The sequence below is a fragment of the Epilithonimonas sp. genome (assembly GCF_032055105.1).
Lineage (GTDB): Bacteria > Bacteroidota > Bacteroidia > Flavobacteriales > Weeksellaceae > Epilithonimonas.
In genome coordinates this window covers 12,628-33,677 of sequence record NZ_DAMBRK010000011.1, presented here as the reverse complement: position 1 = coordinate 33,677, position 21,050 = coordinate 12,628, and the positions used below count along the sequence as shown (strand labels likewise).

Annotated in this window: 18 protein-coding genes; 12 read left to right on the top strand and 6 right to left on the bottom strand. The window is 29.8% G+C overall.

What is annotated here, in order from left to right:
• Nucleotides 1-42 precede the first annotated feature (42 nt).
• Nucleotides 43-1,224: a hypothetical protein gene (locus tag RTY06_RS10625; protein WP_312824794.1), complete on the bottom strand. Its 1,182-nt coding sequence runs from the start codon at nucleotides 1,222-1,224 to the stop codon at nucleotides 43-45.
• A 950-nt stretch (nucleotides 1,225-2,174) separates the two neighbouring features.
• Between RTY06_RS10625 and RTY06_RS10620 the strand changes: the two genes are divergently transcribed.
• Entirely contained in the window at nucleotides 2,175-2,435 is a 261-nt protein-coding gene (locus RTY06_RS10620; RefSeq protein WP_312824793.1) for a helix-turn-helix domain-containing protein, read from the top strand.
• Between the two features lie 33 nt (nucleotides 2,436-2,468).
• The gene (locus tag RTY06_RS10615; protein WP_312824791.1) at nucleotides 2,469-2,789 is read left to right on the top strand and encodes a hypothetical protein; all 321 of its coding nucleotides are present in this window, start codon (nucleotides 2,469-2,471) and stop codon (nucleotides 2,787-2,789) included.
• A 330-nt stretch (nucleotides 2,790-3,119) separates the two neighbouring features.
• Here RTY06_RS10615 and RTY06_RS10610 read toward each other — a convergent pair whose 3' ends face one another.
• The 5 genes from RTY06_RS10610 to RTY06_RS10590 form a co-directional block, all read right to left on the bottom strand.
• Entirely contained in the window at nucleotides 3,120-3,962 is an 843-nt protein-coding gene (locus tag RTY06_RS10610; RefSeq protein ID WP_312824789.1) for a thiopeptide-type bacteriocin biosynthesis protein, read from the bottom strand.
• Entirely contained in the window at nucleotides 3,963-6,143 is a 2,181-nt protein-coding gene (locus tag RTY06_RS10605; protein WP_312824787.1) for a lantibiotic dehydratase family protein, read from the bottom strand.
• 1 nt (nucleotide 6,144) lies between these two features.
• Nucleotides 6,145-8,319: a prolyl oligopeptidase family serine peptidase gene (locus RTY06_RS10600; RefSeq protein WP_312824785.1), complete on the bottom strand. Its 2,175-nt coding sequence runs from the start codon at nucleotides 8,317-8,319 to the stop codon at nucleotides 6,145-6,147.
• Between the two features lie 72 nt (nucleotides 8,320-8,391).
• Complete coding sequence (locus tag RTY06_RS10595; protein WP_312824784.1) at nucleotides 8,392-8,553, bottom strand: hypothetical protein; 162 nt, start codon at nucleotides 8,551-8,553, stop codon at nucleotides 8,392-8,394.
• A 123-nt stretch (nucleotides 8,554-8,676) separates the two neighbouring features.
• Entirely contained in the window at nucleotides 8,677-10,293 is a 1,617-nt protein-coding gene (locus RTY06_RS10590; RefSeq protein ID WP_312824783.1) for a helix-turn-helix transcriptional regulator, read from the bottom strand.
• A gap of 394 nt (nucleotides 10,294-10,687) precedes the next feature.
• On the opposite strand from RTY06_RS10590, the gene RTY06_RS10585 reads away from it, so the two are divergent.
• The 10 genes from RTY06_RS10585 to RTY06_RS10545 all read left to right on the top strand — a co-directional run bounded on the left by RTY06_RS10585 (nucleotide 10,688) and on the right by RTY06_RS10545 (nucleotide 20,840).
• Nucleotides 10,688-10,834 carry a hypothetical protein gene (locus tag RTY06_RS10585; protein ID WP_312824782.1) on the top strand — a complete coding sequence of 49 codons (147 nt, stop codon included), beginning with the start codon at nucleotides 10,688-10,690 and terminating at the stop codon, nucleotides 10,832-10,834.
• 317 nt (nucleotides 10,835-11,151) lie between these two features.
• Nucleotides 11,152-12,144, top strand: a complete 993-nt coding sequence (gene gwsG / locus RTY06_RS10580; protein WP_312824781.1) for a grasp-with-spasm system ATP-grasp peptide maturase — start codon at nucleotides 11,152-11,154, stop codon at nucleotides 12,142-12,144.
• A gap of 156 nt (nucleotides 12,145-12,300) precedes the next feature.
• Nucleotides 12,301-13,173: a hypothetical protein gene (locus tag RTY06_RS10575; protein WP_312824780.1), complete on the top strand. Its 873-nt coding sequence runs from the start codon at nucleotides 12,301-12,303 to the stop codon at nucleotides 13,171-13,173.
• On the top strand, nucleotides 13,170-14,270 hold the full coding sequence (gene gwsS, locus RTY06_RS10570) for a grasp-with-spasm system SPASM domain peptide maturase (protein ID WP_312824779.1): 1,101 nt from the start codon (nucleotides 13,170-13,172) through the stop codon (nucleotides 14,268-14,270). Before RTY06_RS10575 ends, gwsS begins: the two co-directional genes overlap by 4 nt.
• Nucleotides 14,271-14,515: 245 nt before the next feature.
• Entirely contained in the window at nucleotides 14,516-14,677 is a 162-nt protein-coding gene (locus RTY06_RS10565) for a bacteriocin-like protein (protein ID WP_312824778.1), read from the top strand.
• A 135-nt stretch (nucleotides 14,678-14,812) separates the two neighbouring features.
• Nucleotides 14,813-14,974, top strand: a complete 162-nt coding sequence (locus tag RTY06_RS16210; protein ID WP_409450844.1) for a bacteriocin-like protein — start codon at nucleotides 14,813-14,815, stop codon at nucleotides 14,972-14,974.
• A gap of 57 nt (nucleotides 14,975-15,031) precedes the next feature.
• The gene (locus RTY06_RS10560) at nucleotides 15,032-15,838 is read left to right on the top strand and encodes a GLPGLI family protein (protein ID WP_312824776.1); all 807 of its coding nucleotides are present in this window, start codon (nucleotides 15,032-15,034) and stop codon (nucleotides 15,836-15,838) included.
• The gene (locus RTY06_RS10555; RefSeq protein ID WP_312824774.1) at nucleotides 15,838-17,355 is read left to right on the top strand and encodes a vitamin K epoxide reductase family protein; all 1,518 of its coding nucleotides are present in this window, start codon (nucleotides 15,838-15,840) and stop codon (nucleotides 17,353-17,355) included. Before RTY06_RS10560 ends, RTY06_RS10555 begins: the two co-directional genes overlap by 1 nt.
• The gene (locus RTY06_RS10550; protein WP_312824772.1) at nucleotides 17,345-19,543 is read left to right on the top strand and encodes a peptidase domain-containing ABC transporter; all 2,199 of its coding nucleotides are present in this window, start codon (nucleotides 17,345-17,347) and stop codon (nucleotides 19,541-19,543) included. Before RTY06_RS10555 ends, RTY06_RS10550 begins: the two co-directional genes overlap by 11 nt.
• Nucleotides 19,533-20,840, top strand: a complete 1,308-nt coding sequence (locus tag RTY06_RS10545; protein WP_312824770.1) for an HlyD family efflux transporter periplasmic adaptor subunit — start codon at nucleotides 19,533-19,535, stop codon at nucleotides 20,838-20,840. Before RTY06_RS10550 ends, RTY06_RS10545 begins: the two co-directional genes overlap by 11 nt.
• The last annotated feature ends 210 nt before the right edge of the window (nucleotides 20,841-21,050 follow it).

Below are 21,050 nucleotides of genomic sequence, written 5' to 3'. Positions count from 1 at the left end.
TATTTAAGCAGATTGTGGAAATAGAGAAAATTTAAAACAACTTCATATCTGATCACCTTCACCTTGCTTCGATAAAAAAGCTCGCATCGATTCTGAAATAGGAGGTGTTATAAGAAATTCCCCATATTTTGATTTAAACTTATCCCATCTGGATTTCAAGATGCCTGATCTTCTTTCTTGTGGACAAACCCATATCCAATCTAGTACCCATTTAAAGTCATTTATAACTTTCTTAAACCTAAAACAACAAGCTCCAACAATTGAACCTTGTTGATTCGTAAACAGGTATCCTTCTACATCAGAATTACAATTCTTTTTTCGACTGTGCCATTGTAAGAAATCAAAATGTAATTCCTGTTTAAAAGCTCTTGCACGAATAAGCATTTCGTTATGTTTCCAAACAGGAGAATTGTGTGTAACCAATTCAAATTCTAAATTTTGCTCAATCTCTTCTAACATCTTCGGTAATGGTTTTGGATTTAAGTACCACATCCTTTTTTTATGTTCTTTTCTATGATTATAGCTAGATGATGGATTGCCTTTTTCCCATCGTATCCCGCAATCTACACAATCAACAAAACTTGTAGTCCGAGGGCGCCTGAATTTAGAAGGGAAAATCTTTATGATTTTCAGATTCTCCGATAAACCATATGAAACTATTTTATAATTTTTTTGATTAATAAAAGATTGAAGCATTTGGGGCTCAAAGTCAATCTTATCATTGGTGCATAAGCTTATTGATAACTTATGCTGTTCTCTGTAAAACATTAAAATTACTGCTTCAGATTCATTAATTAATTGTTTGGTTTTATCTTTAATTTGAGGAATTAGAAGATCAACTAAAGCTTCTGGATAAATTTGAAATCCGATTCTTTCAAATAGTATTAATAATAAAGTTGCTTGTTCAAATTTAATTGCTTCAAACCAAATCGCCTCTCTAGCATTACCATTATTTTTGAAGCAAACGTTTTCCCAATTTATTCCAAGCTTAATTGAAAGATCCATAACATCTAATCTATAATAATCTAGACGACTATCCATATAATATAGAAGATCTTCAAAATCAGTTTTTAAAAACCAACCCATTCTGAAAGCCCTTTTTACCATAATATCTGTAACTCTTAAATCACTGGGGAAAGTATCTTTTTTTAGACATTCCAAAAGAACCAAAAGATAGTGCTTGTCAAGTACGAATTCACGAAAGTTATTTTCTTGCAGTTTCATTTTGAGGTATATAAATTATGTTTATCTATTTGATTTTTTATCTAATTTAAGAATGATTTTAGTTAAGTAACGGTTCAGATGTCAAGTTTTTTGGATTTTTAATGATAAATACTGTATAGAAATAAATTGAAAACATAAAATAGTGACTAAGAAATTTATTTGTTTTTCCCAAATTATTCGGAGATTAGATTGTTACTTTGGTTTAAATATTTAGTATTGAACGTCAAAATGAATTTATTCATTTACTTTATCGAGGCAGGAATAATATCACAAGATAAACAGTGCTATCAGTTCAAAAAATGCAAAAAAAAAATATTCTTATCGTACATGACAATTTTTGGCACTATTTACTAAAGTTATAGTAATTTGCAATATAATCGTTACTAAAACTATTTCTTTGCTTTCCACTTGTTTAAATTTCAGTACTTTAAAACAGTATTTATTTGTTATAAAGTCCAAATTTATTTGTTAAAAAATTCAAACTCACTTTATAACAATTTGCTGGATTTTTTTTAGATAATTTTTTGTTATAAATAATAATTATGGAGTTGTAGGGATTTCATTATCTTCATTAGAAATAAGACTTTTAATATTTTATACTTATGCATTGGACTTATTTTTAAGAAAATGTAGTTGTATCGGATTTACAAAAAATATAACATATTTATTATGTAGCAATAGACTGGTATGTAAGTTGAAGATTATGGCTTGGATTTTTAATCTAAGCCTTTCTTATATTCAATTATTTCTTAAAGGATTATACGTTAGGCTTAAAATTGATATTAAATTATTAATTCCAAGGTAGTATTTTTTCTTCGTTATTACTCTTTACATTTTCCAGATTATTCTTTAGTATTCTTAATTAAATCAATTCTTTGTAATGCTATTGCTTTCAATAAATTGATGTGTCAAATTTGTAAAAACAATTAGTAAATACAAATCCGGAGTCTATGAAAATAAATCTTGTTACTATAGAAGACCTTCAGGAGTTCAAAACCGAATTACTTGAAGAAATTAAAAATCTTTTTTACATAAAAAATTCAGAGCAAAAATTATGGCTAAGATCATCAGAGGTTAAGGAACTTCTGAAAATTTCTAGCGGAACATTACAAAATCTACGTATTAACGGTAGCCTATCTTTTACTCGTGTTGGTGGAACATTATATTACAATTATAAGGATATCGAAAAGATGTTGGAGAACAAAGGGTAATTAACTTCCTACTTGCAATCTAAATTTATTAAAATGAATTACATAAAACATCTTACTGGCTTTTACGAAAAATTACTCCTTGATAATACACTTAATCCTACGCATATAAGTCTTTATATAGCTCTATTCCAATTCTGGAATTTCAACCGTTTCAGAAATCCGATCAGTATTTCTCGAGATGAGGTTATGCGGATCAGTAAAATAAACTCAAAAGCGACTTATCATAAATGTCTGAAGAATCTACATTCTTTGGGTTATATTGATTACCAACCTTCATACAATCCATTTAAAGGGAGTCAAGTTATTATGTTTGATTTTGCAGGAAATTTAAAACCAGCAAAAGAAAAAAGTTAGACTTCTTCAAAGAAAATATTTATTATTGAATTTCACTTTCCCATTAAATTCAGTTTTTGACTTTTATAGTTAGCCTTTACAAAAAAGCAGTTTAGTTTTTGGTTCAAAAGGTTGTAGATCTGAACGAAAATTCCTAGTTTTACTAAGTAAAATTTAGATTAGGATTTTACCACTTTTTTGCAGGTGACCTATTTAGGGACCTTCATAAGAAGCTGCAGCGAAACGCTTATCAATAAAGGGATGATGGGAGGTTACAAAATCCCTCACTCGCCACTTTTGATAGTTGGATTTGTTCCAAGTCAAAATCTTCATTTTTTCTATCTCCTCCCTTCAATATTGAAGATTTGACTTACCATAAATCATATTTTTATAATGTCGCAATAAAAAGTCATACATAATCATTTCAAATAATCGCTGATTTGAAACAAATGATCTGTTAATATGCATATGAAATATACTTTGGAAAAACCTAGATAACGAATCATTGTTATGCTCTTTAACTTTTTCAATAGCACTATTGCTCTCAGTTATATTTCTAATAATCAAATTCTTTATATCCGAAAACTCATCTGAATGAACAAACTCCAAATATTTGGGTTTAAACGATCTAAATTTTTTGTCTAATTGGCTATTTAGGTATTTATCACCATTAAATTCCTTCTTAAAGGCGGTGTTATAATCGCCAATCCATTGTAATTTATCCTGATCCAATAGTTCTATTTTTGAAAGAATCGTATCAATATAAAACATTGAAACCATCAGCTTCTCTTCATCATCAAAATCCAAAAAATTTAAAATCAATTCACTACTTTTAAAGAATAATTGTTCAGCATCTTGAATTGTAGTTTCTCCGTATCTCCCAATTTCTCTAACATATGAATCTAATATTACATTTGATATTTCCCCTGAATCGACAAAGCATTTAAATGCACTACTGACATTGTGTAAAACAATTTTGAAGTAGTTAAGATCAGTAAGTTTAAAACGTAATCTTAAATGAAATTTAGGGTCATTATAACGAATGAAGAACCACTGACTGATATATTTCTTATTCTTAAAACAATCCACTAAGGGAAATACCACTTGTTCTAGAATTTGATCAGAAGTTTTTGCACCAGTATAAATTTTGATGTATAGCCATTCATCTCCTGGAGTAAATTTTCGAATTATCATTTATCGATCGTTATAAATTGAAAAGATGAATTGGTGTGCGAATTTATTTTTCTGATCATACAATAATTCTTCAACATAGATCATATCCTCATTCTTTACTGAATCTAAAAACATATGTATCATATCCAAATTTTTCAGATTAACGACCAAAATATTATCCGATTTTACCCATTGGATCCATTTCGGAATTTTTCTCCGTTTTCTCCATATTTCTATTTCTATTGGTAATTTAGAGTTATCATTGATGAATGATATCAAAGTTTTGATTTCGTGGTGATTTATTTTCCATTGAGCTTTTGATAAAATAATATTTTCGTATTCAACTCTGGGTAGAAAACTATAGATATCTTTCAGTCCGCCCCAATCAAAATATAAACTCGGACGTTTGTTTTGGGTATTGAGATCACAGAGAAAATGATAGACTGGTAATGAATTCTTTGGATAGTTATGGGCATTCGTCAAACAAGGAATTATTTCTTTGTTATGTTTTTTTGATCTCAAGATGACTCTCCCATTTTTTATAGAAATATATAAATCACACATAGGTATTTGAAATTCTGTTGGTAATGAAGATTTAGCTAAATAAGGAATTTCGAATTTTCTCATCGTAGGACGCCTAAGTATATTCCCAATTCTGGACTCTGGAAGGTGGATAATCTCTGCCAAAATTTGATCTGAATTTATTTCAGCTTCTTTGCCAGCTATTTTCAGTACAAAATTTTTGATATTTGATTTTTCTGAGCAAAATCTTGCCGACAGTCTACCAGCATTCCCACTACCACTATTTAAAAATAATTTCTCAGTATCATTATCTGATACTATCTCCGTTATAAAAGACATTGTTGCTGGCAGATCCTCCCAAACTTCTTTAAAATCTGTGAAATCATTATCCGTTAATTTTATTGATGAAACATCTCCTGATAAAATCAAATCCTGAATTTTACTATTCAGAACAATATGAATTGGATTAAGCTTCAATTCCAGTGTTTTGGCTTTCTTAGATTCAGGAAGAATTATATCATCAAGATAAGGATGAATTCCTTTAGTGCGTTCGTCTGATAGATATCCGATTCCTAGTTCAGTATCCAAGGCGAATGAAAGCAAGATCTCCTCATCTTCGAATCTTTCATAAAAAGCTTTTTTAAACTTTTCAAAATGAGTATCGCTCCCGTAAGGTGTAATTTTATTCAAAAAAGAAATTCCTTTTTTTAAAGTTTTTTTCCAGCTATATGAAAGCTGTTTTTCATTTTTAAAATAAAGATCAGTTTGGAAAAGGTATTTTTTTTCATAGTCAACACTGAACAATTTTATAAGTTCTATTATTTCCTGATAAGCAGAAATATTGTTTCCAATATGAGAATCCAGTCTTTGTATTTTTTCTTTTATAGAAAGCAAAAGGTCCCTTTCTTCATACGCTTTAATTTTATTCAATATTGAAATAATTGAATCCTGAAAATCACTTCCGGAAATAATAGGATCTAGCTCACTTATCAACAGCTGATTGACAATAAGTTCTTCTACAAAATCTTTTGCTTCATGTTCGGAAATTTCTTCATTAGTAAGAATATTTTTGATTTCATCAATAGTTTTACCTTTTTTAGAAAAATTTAATATGTCTTCTAATTCCTTAGTATCTCTAACTGATGAAATAATATATTCTCTTATCCCATCTATATTTTCATATTCAACATACCTGATATTTGTACCCACCTTATAAATACTGTTATTTGGGAAAAATAAAATTCGTTCTTTAATTTTTGGTATCGTCAGCAGGTGCTGAGAAAGTGCGACTAGAAAATACATATCCTGTTTCGTATCTCGCGTCAAATCTCTTGCATCTATTAGCTCATCTTGACGTTCTTTATCAAACTGTCCAATTCCGACACCAGAGAATAAACCAAATGGAGTACATCGCGTACTCATACGAGAATAATATTTAAGAATTGTATTTCTTAACTTAAGTGAAAGTGTCGTGTCTGTTAGAAGCCACTGTTCAATTTCTTCATAAATTAATGGAGAAGCCAGATAAATAGATTCTTGAAAAATCTTGTTTTTACAGATTTCAAGAAAGTTTTCTTGTGTTAAATTTTGTTGCGAAAATGTTGTCAGAAATTTATCGAATTGAAGTATTGGACTTCTAAAAATAAAATCATCAAAAAACTGATATGGAAATCGGGGCATATTATTTTGCTTTTGGCTGATAGTCAGGGTGTCCTAATTGCCACAATGCGAAAGCAAAAACATCAGCTGTATTAGCATATTTCTGTTCTACAGGAATATCACTACCATGTCCGCCATTATAATCGATTTTTAAAAGAATAGGATTTTCTGAGTTACTGTTTGCAATCAGCTTGGCTGCAAACTTTGTTGGCATCCAAACCGACACTCTTGGATCATTGATACCGGAAGTAATTAAAGTAGCAGGATAATTCTCATTTTTTTTGATATGCTGAAAGGCATCCATTTCCAGTAAACTTCTAAACTCAGATTCATTACTCAAGGAACCAAATTCTTTTGCGTTGTTCAAACCATTGGGTGTGAATTCCATTCTTGTAGCATTGACAATACCAGCCTCAATAATAGCGACTTTAAAAAGATCGGGTCTTTCTGTAATAGCTCTACCAATAGTAATACCGCCTGCACTACCACCCCAGATCGCTATCTTAGATTTAGACGTATAGCCTTGCTTTGTCATATAATCCGCACATGCAATCAGATCCTTCCAGGAGTTAGGTTTTGTTTTCTTGAATCCACCTTCATGCCATAACTCGCCTTTTTCACCTCCGCCTCTTACATGAGCCACAGCAACAATTCCGCCTTTAAGTACCCAAAGCATGTAGGTTTTAGATAATGAAGGACTGGCATTGACGCCATAGGCACCGTAGGCATATATTAACAAAGGGTTATTGGAATTTTTTTTAGTACCTTTCTTGTACATTAAAGATATCGGAACATCAAGTCCATCATGTGATTTTATAGTAATTTCCTCTACTACAACATCATCAAATTCAGGATATTTAGAAATTGCAGCAATATTCTCTGGAGTAAAGTCCTTCTTATTAGCATCATACTTAAATCTCTCATTATCATTTTTCCAACCACTACAGGTTATCCAAAAATCATTAGAAAAATCATTTTGTGTCGTGATGGAAATATCTCCGGTTGGAATGGGAAGAATAAATATTTCAATCTTATTGTCTTGGTAACGATATAATTTTGCTTCTACACCATTTTTTGATGTGTTGAAAATAAATCCGTTTTTCAAACTATAAACACCACTGATTGTCTCTGTTGCGATTTGAGGAACTAATAATTCTGGATGCTTAAAGTCTGGGTTTTGTAAAGACGTTTTATAAATAGCATTGGAATTATTTTTTTCGGAAATATAAATAATATAATCCCCTTGGATAATAAAGTCACTAATTTTATCTTCTTTGGAAAATAGAAACTGCCATTTTATTTCTTTTTTAAAGTCATTGACTGGTGAAAAATATGTATCCTTAAAAGTTGCTGCACCTGATATTTGTCCAATAAAATACTTAGAACTTTTAGTAGGGAGACTTGCACGTGGAAAGTCTTCAGAATTTATTTTCAGGTCAGGGTTGTTTTTTTTCGATAATATAATACTTCGCTTTTCGGGATCATCTCCTAATTTATAAATTACAGCTTCCATGTCCTTCAAAAATAGTTTGGAAGTAGGATCAGTAACTGGATAATGCAAGTAAATAAAGCTCTTATTATCAGGAAGCCAGGAGATACCTCCACTATCCGAGGGCCAGCAATTGGTAATGGTAATAGGAAGAAGTTTGTTTAAGCTTAGATCATATATTACCATTTCGGAGATTTCCTTTCCACTTTCTGTGAGTGCTATAGCAACCTTAGAACCATCGTGATTAGGCTTAATGTAATTGATCTGGTAACTTATGTTTTTACCAAGTCTATAATTCGCCGGATCAAAGATTTCAATTTCCTGTCCCGATAATTTTTTTTTATAAAATAACTTGGATGTTTTCTCCTCCGGGCTTCTTTTTAAGTAAAAGTACAGCTGGTCATCCGTTATACTTAAATGACTTACAGAAGCTACCTGTTTACGATCATATTCGATCCTTTTATCAATATAGTATTGTCTATTTGGTATGGCTTGTAACAAAGACAGTGAATGTTTTGTTTGATCCTTCATCCATTGAAACGTCGAGGAGTCTTTTATATTCTCTAGATTTCTATATTCATCCTTTACCTCCAAACCGAAATAATTATCAGTAGCAACTACTGATGGGGCAAAATTATTTTTTTGAGCAGTAACTAACACAATAAACGAGATAAAATAAATTAAAAAGAACTTACGTCGATTTTTCATGGATTGAATAAATTTAAAAGCAGTTACTAAAATTACAAAATATAATATCAATAACTGCTTTTATAACATTTATCATTTAGAAACACCAGGATGTGTTGGATCAGTTCTTGTATCACCAGTTTGTCCGGTATTATCTCCAACTGCTCCGCCTACAATAGTACGAGGGTTAGTGATTTTTACAATTTGCAATTTTTCTAATGATAATTTTTTGACTGTTTGACTCTTCTTTTTCATGTTGATTTTAATTATGCCAGCAAATTAAATTAGAAATAATATTTATTCCTAAATAAGCAAGTCGAAATTGATAAATTTGGAGTTGATAAAGAATTAACTATTTGTAATTCAGTTAAATATAAACTAGCTGTTTTTATTGAGGGCTTTTATAAAATATGAAGGAAGAGTTCCTGTTATCTTTCTAAAAGCATTAGTAAATGATTCAGAATTATTAAAACCAGCAGATTCGGCGATGGATGCAATCGTATATTTCTGAAGTGTCTTATTGATTTTTAGCTCTTCTACGATATAATATATTCTTAGTTCATTTAAGTACTGTGAGAAGTTTTTACCTTTAAGTTCATTAACCGATTTTGATAAATAAGCTCTATTTGTATTTAGTTCTTTAGCCAAAATATCCAAATTAATATTTTTATTTAAAAAGCCTTTCTCTTTTTCGAATTCATATAATTTTATATCTAGCAGCTTTAACTGATCGTCAGATAATGTGGTTTTTATTTTTTCTTCTGTAAAACGGTCAGCTATTTCTGAGACTTCAAAAATAGGAACTACAGGAATCTGGGATAGTTTTTCTGCTTTATTCTTATATAACTTAATCTTTTTTCGGTTGTCAACAAATAAGAAGATTAAAATACAAATTACAAATCCTCCTAAACCAACTACCCAAAATAAGAAGTGGTTTTTAGAATTAAGTTCATAGATCAACTTTTCTTTTTCACTTAATAAAATAGGGGTGTCATATTTCTTACTGATTTCAACTGCCAATTTATTATATTTCTTATACAATAAGCTGTCTACTATTAAGAGCCGTTCAATATAGTACAACTGTTGATCTTTATTACCGTTTTTCTTATAAAAGTCAATTAAAGTAGGGTAAACATCTCTTAACTCAAAGGAAACATCATTAGTTTCTTTAATATATGCATCAACATTTTGGTATTTATTTAAAAATCCGTCTTTACCTGTTTTCGTCAAAATCTTACCTGAATAATATTCACTTAAAGCTATATTAAGATTATCAGGAGAATATTTCTTTAAAAGAATTGCAACTTGCGAAAAAGTTTCCAATGATTTATTATAATTCCCTGAGGAATATTCATTCAACCCCGTTACTAGCATTAGATTCGCGTATGATGATCGGTTTCCGCTTATCTTGTTTTTTTCAAATCCAAGTTTCAAATACTCATCTGAAGTATTGACTTGTTTTATTTTATTATAAGAATATGCCAGAGCATAAAGACATCTTTCATAATTATCGTGCTTAGATATGTGATTTTTTTCTAAAAAATTTTTATATCCTAAAAACAGATTAATTGCCTCATCATAATTTTCTAATTCCAATTTCAGCAAACCTATATTAAAATTTATAATATTATAAGTTTTAATATTGTTTTCTGCATAGCCTCTTGCTGTCAAATAGTTATCAAGAGATTTTGAATACTCTCCTAATGAATAGTAGTAATTCCCTTTATAAGTATATGCTTTAGATAAATTGTCTGTATCTTTTAATTTCTTTGAAACTGAAATCATACTATCCAGATACTTTGGAGAATTCTGACTACCGTTTAGCTGAGAAATAAGAAAGTAACCCTCAGCCAAATGGATGTTGTTTCCCTGTTTTTTTGCTTGGTAAATAATTATTTTAGCAAATTCAATTGCTTTTTCAGGATTAATTTTAATTGTTTTGTCAAAAAGAATTTTTAATTGTTCGTGATTTCTAGTCTTTGCAGGATCCATCATTCCAAAATCCTTCGATTCTTGTGAAAAGTATATATTTTGATATAAAAAAAATATCAAACAAAACATAAATCTGCTCATTAGTCCATTGTAAAATGCAATAATACTTATTATATACTTACAAAACTATACGGAATTTTACTAAATAATATAAATGACTAATGTGTTATTGGATATAACTTAAAATCTAAAATATAATAACACGATATTTATCAATTACGGCATGTTCTTGTTGTTTAAGCAAGTAGACTTATTCATATTTGCTACAACAAAAACACATATGTTTATTTTTTGTACGTCGACAGTAACGAAGATTTATTAAAATGCTAATCAGCAAAAGGTCCTACACTAGGGTCTATATGGCAGAAACAATTATTAAATTTAAAAAAATTATCTTATGAAAAAATTAGAAAGTTTGAAATTAAAGAAATTCAAAATGCAAAGCGTAACAGGAGGAAATTTAACAATTGAACCCGGTACTTATGGGGCTGAAGCTACTTATAGAGGAGGTATATATTATACTGACATGGTTTCAAGAGATTAGAACACAAGTGGTTCGTAAAAACTAAATTTTTGAATAATTAAACAGCGGAATCCGAAAAGCTAAAGAGTAGGAAAATTTAATATATTATTTTATGAAAAAATTAGAAAGTTTGAAGTCGAAGAAATTCAAAATGCAAAACGTAACAGGAGGAAAGTTAGCGATGGATCCATATACTTATGGACATGACTATACTTATCGCGGGGGTGTATATGTTAATGACACCGTTATAACAGACACGAACACAGGTGCTGCGTAAAAATTAAAATAGGCTATTTGTAACTAGAAATACAAATAGCCTAATTTTATGATTTGACATTATGATCATTATTTTTAGTAAAAATTACGGGGAGAATACAACAGATGATGTTTTAAATTGGTTATATCATCATAAAAAAGACAATGAAGCAATAGTTCGGATTAATGGTGATGACTTACTAGATAAAGACTTTTATATTGATATTTCCAATTCTGAATTTAAATTTAATAATCAAAAAATTGATAACCAAATCTCCAATACTATTTGGTTTAGACGCACTTTTGATGAAGATTTTATAACGATTGAACCTCAGATTTTTAGTGAATTTTATAATAATAGAACTCTACAAAATCACTTATTATCCGAATTAGGAACTATATACAGGTATTTGGAATCGTTTTTAGACAATTCTATCTGGATAAACAAATACAGCGAAAGTTTAAATAAGCTGAAAACTCTGAAACTGGCTGAAAAATTTGGTCTAAATATTCCACAAACACATATAAGTAACAAAGTTGAGATTATCAATAAATTAGTAATAGAAAAAAATCTAATCACAAAGCCGATAAGTGATGCTGTAACATTTTATGATACTGATTCTCATTACATGATGTATACAAGTGAGGTGAGCGAGATTAAAAAGGATGGATATATTTTTCCTACCAAAGTTCAAAATAAAATAGAAAAAAAATTTGAACTTAGAATATTCTACATAGATGATGTATTTTATTCAATGGCAATATTTTCTCAAAATGATAATAAAACTAAGGTTGATTTTAGAAATTACAATTTACAAAAAGGAAACAGATATGTGCCATATCAATTACCCATTAATATAGAATTAAGTTTAAAAAAATTAGTTAAAGAATTAAATCTGAAAACTTGCTCAATAGATATGCTCGTTTCAAAAGATGAAGAGTACTATTTTCTTGAAATAAATCCTGTAGGGCAGTTTGGAATGGTTTCCAAACCTTGTAATTATTATTTAGAAGAACAAATGTCTTTGTTAATATTAAAAAATTATGAAAAAAATAGAAACAAAATTAAAAAATAAAAAACTTCCGCTTTGCTATTGGAACATACAAAAAAAAATATCAAAAAAAAATTTGAGTGATATTGCTATGATGTATTCAAGTTCGGATTTTTATCAAACAAGGGGTTATATTGTAGAAAGCTCCAGAGTAGTTATATCTAAAATTATCAGTTAATTATGAAAAATGTTATTGCTTGTTCTATCCTATTTTTAATATTAAGTTCTTGTGTGAAACATACTAATGCAGAATTAAATTTAGTAAAAGTAATGCAAGAGGCAGATAGTTTGAATTTGCTATCCGATAGTGCAACCATTTCAAATTATACCCATAAAAATTTAATTCCATTATTTCATTTATATAATGATTCAAAAAAAGCTATAATTTTAAAATATCTAACAAAATCAAAAGAAAAAAATAATCTTTTATTAGCTGAAGAACTTATAAAAAAAAACTATAATAAAATAAATAAATGTGATTTAATAACCATAGAACTTATACAGATATATAATCAGTACAGTAAATGCAATAATAACAGTGAATTAAGCCAAATCAACTGGAATAAAATTTATGAAGATGATCAAAAATACAGAAGATTATTCACCAAATACAAAGAAGATTTTCAAAAACAAGACAGCATAGTTCGTTTGACTATTAAACAAGATTCAATAAACAGAGAATTTGTGAAATTTTTAATAAAAAAACATACTTTAAATAAAATAATTGAGGATGATTGTGATTGTTTAGCTAGCCAAAGCATTTTTTATATAGCTCAACATAGTGACAGGGAAATTAATTTTAGAAAAGAAATATTAGAATATTTCTTAAAATTAAAATCCTATTCTTTAAATAATAAAGCTCTTTTAATAGATAGAGATCTAACGAGTGGAAAAAAGAAACAAAAATTTGGCACACAGCTAAAATTTAACCCAGATACAAAAAAATTCGAATCATCTCCAATAGAGGACATTAAAAACCTGGACTCTTTGAGATATGAAAATAATTTACCAAAGCTAAGTATATATTTAAAATACGTTAATAAAACAAAATGACTTATTTCAATAGATTTGCTTGTTGCTTAGTAAATTATGGGCATACAAGAAGCATTATTTGCGACACACAAAGAAATAATTATTACCTGATTCCAAATTCTCTTTATACATTGCTTATTGAAGAATTTCCAAATTTTTCCATTGAAGAAATTTATGATAATTATGGAGAAGAAAATGAAAAGCACTTAAAAGATTATTTACATTTTTTGTTAGTAAATGAAATAGGGTTTATAGATACCCAAATCATAAAAGAACTAATTCCCTTAAATTTAAATTATAAGGTTGCCGAACCAATATCCAGTATAATAATTGATTTAAATAAAGAATCTTTTTTTCTAGAAGATTCAGTCCAAATTGTAAAATTTATTGATATAAATAGAATAAAACAACTACAAATAAGATGTTATGATTTAATTGATTTAAATATTTTTTTGAAATTTTTGAATAGCTTATCTAACACAACTTTGAAAGGTATTGAAATAATCCTACCTTATAAAATTAAATTTGAAAACAGATTAATAAATAAAAACATTATTAAATCAAATGATAAAATTAATAGGTTGATTTATTTTGGATGTGATAAAAATGAAGTAGATAAATATTTGAATAGAACGATAACTTATGTTGAAGATAAAATTGTAAATAAAAAGAATTGCGGATTGATCTCTTCAAACTATTTTAATTCTAATCTTGAAACATATACTTTATCCAACAACCATAACTCCTGTCTCTATAAAAAAATTTCAATAGATTCTGAAGGTAACATTAGGAACTGCCCTTCGATGCCTCAAATCTTTGGAAATATAAAAGATACTACATTAGAAGAATCTCTCAATAACAAAGATTTCAAAAAATATTGGAATCTTACAAAAGACAAGATTGAAGTCTGCAAAGATTGTGAATTTCGGTATATCTGTACTGATTGCAGAGCGTATACAGAAAGAACGCATGAAAATTCGGACGGTTTAGATACATCCAAACCTTTAAAATGTGGGTATAATCCCTATACAGCTGAGTGGCAAGAATGGAGCAATAATCCATTTAAAGAAAAAGCAATTAATTTTTATAGAATGCAGGAAATTGTAAAATATAAATAAAAAGATTATTCTACTTAAGATCATTGGAAACGAAATTTATCAATATTGATATCACAAAGGCTGAAATTGATAAATTTCGAGATGCTCTCGTTGTATAGTTTAAAACACATTTTCATATTTGCTACAGTAAAAAAAATTATTGTTGGTACTTTATTCAATACAAACAATAAATACTGATCAGTAAAATAAACCTAATACTAAGGCAAAAATGGCAAAGTTAATATTAATCTCAAAATTTAATCAAAATGAAAAATCTTAAAAAACTTTCAAGAAGAGAAATGAAATCAGTAGCTGGTGGACTGGCTAAAAAATGGGTATGTTGCGCAGATAATGGATGTAGTCCAGTTCAAACTGGGGACTACACAAATTGCAATAAGAGTGGTGGTACTGTAGTTATCATCAAGTAATTAGTAAAAAAGTATAATGAGTGTTTTTTTTATATGTGTACAGTATAAAAATCAACATAATTGCTGATCAGCAGAAAACCCTAGGCCAGGGTTTGTATGGCAAAAACAAATTATTAATTTTAAAATTTAACAAAAATGAAAAATCTTAAAAAACTTTCCAGAGGGGAGATGAAGAAAATCGATGGAGGTAAAGCAGGTCTATGGGTGTGTTGCGTATATGGACAAGGATGCAGTACAGCTGTGTATGGTAATTCAGACGATTTATATTGTAGAACAGGTGTTTTATTACCAGCCTAAACTATCATTTAATTGAAAAGGTTACTTTATTAGTAGCCTTTTCTAAATTACTCACATATGAAAAATACTTCTTTTATTCTCTTTTTTTTACCATTACTATATTTTTCTCAAAGTATTAGATTTACCTATAACTACGAATTTGTTTCAGACACTTTAACAAGAGATGTTGTTTCAAATGAAACTGTCGTTTTAGATTATTTTAAGAAAGAGCAGCGATCTTTTTTTACAGGACTAAAACATATTATATCCGATTCTACTATGATTGAAGATTCAAAGAAGGGAATTCATTCTTTTCCTGATGGTTCTACGAAAATAAGATATGTGGTCGAAAAAATTAATAATGGAAACTTAATGTATTTCTATACTACGAATCATATGCCTGATCCGGTTTTAAAAGTTAATGATGAGAGAAGGATGAAGTGGGAGATTACAAATGAGCAGGAAAAAATATTAGGATATTTAGCTCAAAAAGCTACGACCTTCTTTGCTGGTAGACAATGGACGGCTTGGTTTACTACTGAAATCTCTATTCCCGATGGACCATATAAATTTCACGGATTACCTGGACTTATCTTAAAAATAGTTGACGAGACACAAACTCATTCTTTTGATATTATATCTGTTAAAAATCAAAAATCGAGTTATTATATTTTAAATGAAAATGCTTATCCAAAGGTAAAACAAATTGTCCAAAAAGATTATGAAAATATGCCTGACCCAGCCGAACTATTTAAGCAAAAAGTTTTAGCGGATGGTATTTTTCATAGTAATGATGAAAAACAAACATTTATAAGAGATATAGATGCACAAATCGAAAAAAGTAAAATACACGATAATAATCCTATAGAGCTTTATAAAAAATAATGAAATTTGAACAAATTACTTCAAGCTTAGGAGTCAATTCTCAAGAATTCACTTTCCAATTCCAATCCCATCCCGATTATCCTTCCGCATTAGCTTTTAGTGATACACTTAATTTTTTGAATGTAAAGAATGATGCTTACGAATTACAGAAAGAATATTGGGGGGAATTGCCTGAGGAATTTATCACAATCTATAATGATACTTTCGCATTAGTGAAAAAAGAAGAGTCTGGGATTCAAGTTTTCTCTGATGACGTGCAAAATGTTTCCAAGGAACAGCTTTATGAAAATTCAACAGATTTTGTTCTGCTGTTTGAGAAAGAAATTATTTCAAAAGAGAAGAGAATTCTCAATTTTTATTGGTTGTTGAATGGGTTTTTAATTTTTCTTTCTGGATATACTATAGTATTTTTAAATTTACACAACACACTTTTTAATCTACTTTCGATATTAGGATTGTTTGTTTCATTTGAAATCATTCGAGAAAAATTCGGGGATGAACCTGCCATAATTAAAGGAATTTGTAGAAGTAATGCAACAGATACAACCGCCAAAAATGATTGCAATAAAATTATGAATGCTGATAAAACGGATGTCCTTGGTTTAAAATTATCGGATCTTAGTTTATTATATTTTAGTGCATTATTGGTTTTGGGCATTTTCAGCCCTTTTACAGATTCTGTCCTAAAATTTTTGTCGTTTGTTTCCTGTTTAGTAATTGCCTATTCACTTGTGATACAAATTTTCATTGAAAAGGTTCTTTGTAAGGTTTGTTTATTACTAATCGGTATTTTAATTGGGCAAATAATTATTTCTTCCATATATTTTGGAAATTCAATAAAGTTGAATACTATTGCTTTGTCCGTATTAGTATTTTTAGTTTTATTTTTCGCATTGGTATTAATTAAAAATCTTATAAATCAAAAAGAGCAGTATAGAAAATCGGATATTAAAAACTTAAAATTTAAACGGAATTACGGAATTTTTAAACGGGAATTGTTAGAAAAAAAAAGAATATTTTTTCAAAATACAGAAATTTTCCGACTTGGGAAACCTGATGCAAAACTTCACATTTCTTTGGTTTCAAATCCCTATTGCGGTTTTTGTAAAGAGGCACATCACATTTTGGAAAAACTTTTGCAAAAGTATCCCGATGATATTTCTGCGCAGATCCGTTTTAATTATTTTCCGAGTGCAGCCAATACAAAATATAAAAATTTAATTAATGATTTTTTGTACGTTTTTAATAAAAAAAATATAGAGCTTTTAAAATCCGTGGATTTTTGGTTTGAGCATAAGAACGAGAAAAAACTAAGAGAATATTATAATTCTCAAATACATAATTCTGATTTGACAGAAATTATAAATATCTCTATTGATAATGAAAGTAAGAGTCTCAATTTTACTCCAGTTTTCTTAATAAACGGATATGCCTTCCCAGACAAATACGATCGAGAAGATATTTTTTATTTTATGGAAGAACTACTTGAAGACGAAGAAATCACAAATGAAGCATAAAAATTTTCCTTTCTACCTCCAACCCGACGCCAAAGACTGCGGACCAACTTGCCTTAGAATTATTGCCAAATACTATGGTAAAACTATTCCCCTGCAACAAGTACGAAATCTTTCCGAGACCACAAGAGAAGGCAGTAGTTTACTGGGACTTAGTAATGCCGCGGAGAACATGGGTTTTAGGTCCCTTGGAGTTCAGATAGATTATAATACATTGGTAGAGGAAGTTCCTTTGCCGTGCATTGTCCATTGGAATAAGCAGCATTTTGTGGTCGTATATAATATTGACAAATCAGGTAAGGTTCATATTTCCGATCCCAGCTATGGATTAATAACCTATGGAAAAGAAGAATTCATCAAATATTGGATTGGAGAGAATGCGGGTGTAGATACAGAAGATGGCATTGCTCTAATTCTGGAAACTACTCCTGTCTTTTTCAAAAACGAATTTGATGGACAGGAAAACAAAGCCAGCTTTTCATTTCTGTCGAGATATGTATTGAAATATAAATCTCTTATTATTCAGTTGGCAGTCGGACTTTTAGCAGGAAGTTTAATGTCCTTGATTTTGCCCTTCCTTACGCAAAGTATAGTAGACGTCGGTATCCAGAATCAGGACCTTAATTTTATCTATTTAGTTTTGCTTGCGCAAGTAATGCTATTTTTGGGAAAAATGGGAATCGAAATAATCAGGAGCTGGATTTTACTACATCTCTCTGCCAGGATTAATATTTCTATTATTTCTGATTTCTTTATCAAATTAATGAAGCTACCAATCAGTTTTTTTGACACAAGAATGACAGGTGATATCATGCAGAGGATTAATGATCATCACAGAATAGAACAACTTCTCACAACTTCTTCGCTAAACACATTATTCTCTCTTGTCAATTTAATCATTTTTAGCATCGTACTGTTGTTTTATGATTATCGGTTGTTTCTTGTTTACTTGATTGGAGCTTCTTTGTATGTTTTATGGATCACATTTTTTCTTAATAGACGCAAAGAATTAGACTATAAAAGATTCTCTCAGGTTTCTCAGGAACAGAGCAAAGTGATAGAACTCATCAACGGAATGCAGGAAATCAAAATGCACAACGCTGAAAAGAAAAAGCGCTGGGATTGGGAATTTCTACAGGTTAAATTATTCAAAATTCAGATCAAATCTTTGTCTTTGGAACAATGGCAATCTGTTGGTGGGAATTTTATCAACCAGATGAAGGATATTCTGGTAAGTTTTCTTGCAGCTAAATTAGTTTTAAGCGGGAATCTCACTTTAGGAATGATGCTCTCAGTTCAATATATTATAGGTCAACTAAATAGTCCATTGATACAATTAATTGATTTTATTAAGCAAACTCAGGATGCTAAGATATCACTCGAAAGATTGGGAGAAATTCATGATAAGGAAGATGAAGAAAGCTCCGATGAACATTATACTTCCGAAATTCCGCAAAAAGATATAGAAATACAAAATATGTCATTTCGATACATCGGTTCAGAAGATTTTGTTTTTGAAAATTTGAGTTTGAATATTCCCTATCAGAAAACAACGGCAATTGTCGGAGCAAGCGGCAGCGGAAAAACGACATTATTAAAACTATTAATGAAATTCTACGAACCCAATTCCGGCGATATTAAACTTGGAAGCACCAATCTTAAAAATATTTCTCCAAGATTCTGGCGTGATCAATGCGGCGTTGTAATGCAAGACGGCTACGTTTTCAATGATACAATTGCGCAGAACATTGCTATTGGGGAAGACTATATTGATAAAAATAAATTAAGGAAAGCGGTAAAGATCGCCAATATCAAAGAATTTGTGGAAAGTTTGCCCTTAAGCTACAATACGAAAATCGGAAATGAAGGTGTTGGTATAAGCGGCGGGCAAAGACAAAGATTGTTCATAGCCAGAGCCGTTTACAAATCTCCGGAACATATCTTTTTTGACGAAGCAACTTCTGCTCTCGATGCCAATAATGAAAAAGTAATTATGGAAAATCTTGAACAATTTTTCAAAGGGAAAACAGCGGTTGTTATCGCACATAGACTTTCAACAGTAAAAAATGCTGATAAAATCATCGTTCTGGATAAAGGAAGAGTGGTAGAGGAAGGCAACCATTTAGAATTGGTTGCAAATAAAGCAGAATATTACAGACTTGTAAAAAATCAATTAGAACTTGGAAACTAAAAAAGATATATTAGATAATCTCGAACTTCGTAGTGAAAGTGTTCAAGATATTCTATCTCAACCTCCTAACTGGATGATTCGTTGGGGGAATTCGTTTATTTTAATTATAATTTTGATGATTATATTGATGAGTTATTTCATCAAATATCCTGAATTTGTTCCAGCTCCAATTATCGTCACTTCACAAAATCCGCCCGAAAAATTAGAAGCTAGGATTAATTCCAAAATTGAAAAAATACTAGTTAAAAACCAACAGGAAGTCAAAAAGAATGACATTTTGATGATTTTGCAGTCTACCGCCAATTATCACGACGTTCTAAGGCTGAAAAAATTAGTTGATTCCATTCCTCCAAATCAGATTTTTTACTTTCCGATTAGTGAAACTTTAGGATTCAAACTGGGCGAATTACAGAGCGATTACAACACTTTTGCAAAGGCTTTTCAGGATGAGAAACTATATGCTAAACTACAACCATATGCGCCAGAAAACGTTGCTGCTAATCAAGGATTATCGGAATATAATGGCAGAATTGCAACTTTAAAACAACAACTTAGCCTCGAGAATGCAAAATTTGATCTTAGCAAAAAGAATTTCAGTCGTTCGCAAACCTTATTCGATCAGGGTGTAATCTCAAAGATGGAATTGGAAAATGAGAAAATAAAATACCTACAGGCAGAGCAGAATCTTAAGACTATTAGTATTTCTCTATCTCAGATGCAGGAGGGAATTTCCAATTTTAATAAAACTAAAAGCGGTGCTTCTATAAACGCACAAAAAGATAAAAGTAATTACGAATCCCAGACTTTGCAAATGTTAGAGCAATTAAGAAAATCTCTAAAACAATGGGAACAATCTTATTTACTTATTTCATCAACAAATGGTATTGTCAGTTTTCAGCAGTTTTGGGGAGAGAATCAGTTTATCAAAACTAATGATGCTGTCTTATCTATTTTGCCAACAGATAAAATAGCAGTTGTAGGCAGAATGCAGGTTCCATCAGTTAATTCGGGAAAGATAGTTCCAGGAGAAAAAGTGTTGATAAAGCTGGACAATTACCGTTTCCAAGAATATGGCATTATAGAGGGAAAAGTACAAAATATATCCCTTTCTCCGGATGAAAAAGGGAATTATTATGTAGATGTCATTCTTCCGAAAGGGCTTAAAACATCTTACAATAAACGTCTTCCTTTTGACAAGGAACTGAAAGGCAATGCAGAAATTGTCACCGAAGATCTAAGATTGATCGAGCGATTTTTCTATCAGATAAGGAAATTGCTTGGAAATCAAAATATTTGAAAAATCTAAATTTATTTATCCATTAAGTCCTAATTAAAAATAAGACAAACATGATCAAAATTTAGCAATCATTACATACAAATTCCAACGGAAATTCGTAGTTTTACTAAGTAAAATTTAAATTAGGATTTTACCGCTTTTTTGCAGGTGACCTATTTAGGGACTTTCAAAAGATGCTACAGCGAAACGCTTATCAATAAAGGGATTACG

Coding starts and splice junctions, on each gene's coding strand:
- gwsS (WP_312824779.1), top strand. CDS start 13,170: ATGACTTATTTCAATAGATTTGCTTGTTGCTTAGTAAATTATGGGCAT.
- RTY06_RS10565 (WP_312824778.1), top strand. CDS start 14,516: ATGAAAAATCTTAAAAAACTTTCAAGAAGAGAAATGAAATCAGTAGCT.
- RTY06_RS10560 (WP_312824776.1), top strand. CDS start 15,032: ATGAAAAATACTTCTTTTATTCTCTTTTTTTTACCATTACTATATTTT.
- RTY06_RS10610 (WP_312824789.1), bottom strand. CDS start 3,962: ATGATAATTCGAAAATTTACTCCAGGAGATGAATGGCTATACATCAAA.
- RTY06_RS10620 (WP_312824793.1), top strand. CDS start 2,175: ATGAAAATAAATCTTGTTACTATAGAAGACCTTCAGGAGTTCAAAACC.
- RTY06_RS10625 (WP_312824794.1), bottom strand. CDS start 1,224: ATGAAACTGCAAGAAAATAACTTTCGTGAATTCGTACTTGACAAGCAC.
- RTY06_RS10595 (WP_312824784.1), bottom strand. CDS start 8,553: ATGAAAAAGAAGAGTCAAACAGTCAAAAAATTATCATTAGAAAAATTG.
- RTY06_RS10555 (WP_312824774.1), top strand. CDS start 15,838: ATGAAATTTGAACAAATTACTTCAAGCTTAGGAGTCAATTCTCAAGAA.
- gwsG (WP_312824781.1), top strand. CDS start 11,152: ATGATCATTATTTTTAGTAAAAATTACGGGGAGAATACAACAGATGAT.
- RTY06_RS10585 (WP_312824782.1), top strand. CDS start 10,688: ATGAAAAAATTAGAAAGTTTGAAATTAAAGAAATTCAAAATGCAAAGC.
- RTY06_RS10605 (WP_312824787.1), bottom strand. CDS start 6,143: ATGCCCCGATTTCCATATCAGTTTTTTGATGATTTTATTTTTAGAAGT.
- RTY06_RS10575 (WP_312824780.1), top strand. CDS start 12,301: ATGAAAAATGTTATTGCTTGTTCTATCCTATTTTTAATATTAAGTTCT.
- RTY06_RS16210 (WP_409450844.1), top strand. CDS start 14,813: ATGAAAAATCTTAAAAAACTTTCCAGAGGGGAGATGAAGAAAATCGAT.
- RTY06_RS10615 (WP_312824791.1), top strand. CDS start 2,469: ATGAATTACATAAAACATCTTACTGGCTTTTACGAAAAATTACTCCTT.
- RTY06_RS10550 (WP_312824772.1), top strand. CDS start 17,345: ATGAAGCATAAAAATTTTCCTTTCTACCTCCAACCCGACGCCAAAGAC.
- RTY06_RS10590 (WP_312824783.1), bottom strand. CDS start 10,293: ATGATGGATCCTGCAAAGACTAGAAATCACGAACAATTAAAAATTCTT.
- RTY06_RS10600 (WP_312824785.1), bottom strand. CDS start 8,319: ATGAAAAATCGACGTAAGTTCTTTTTAATTTATTTTATCTCGTTTATT.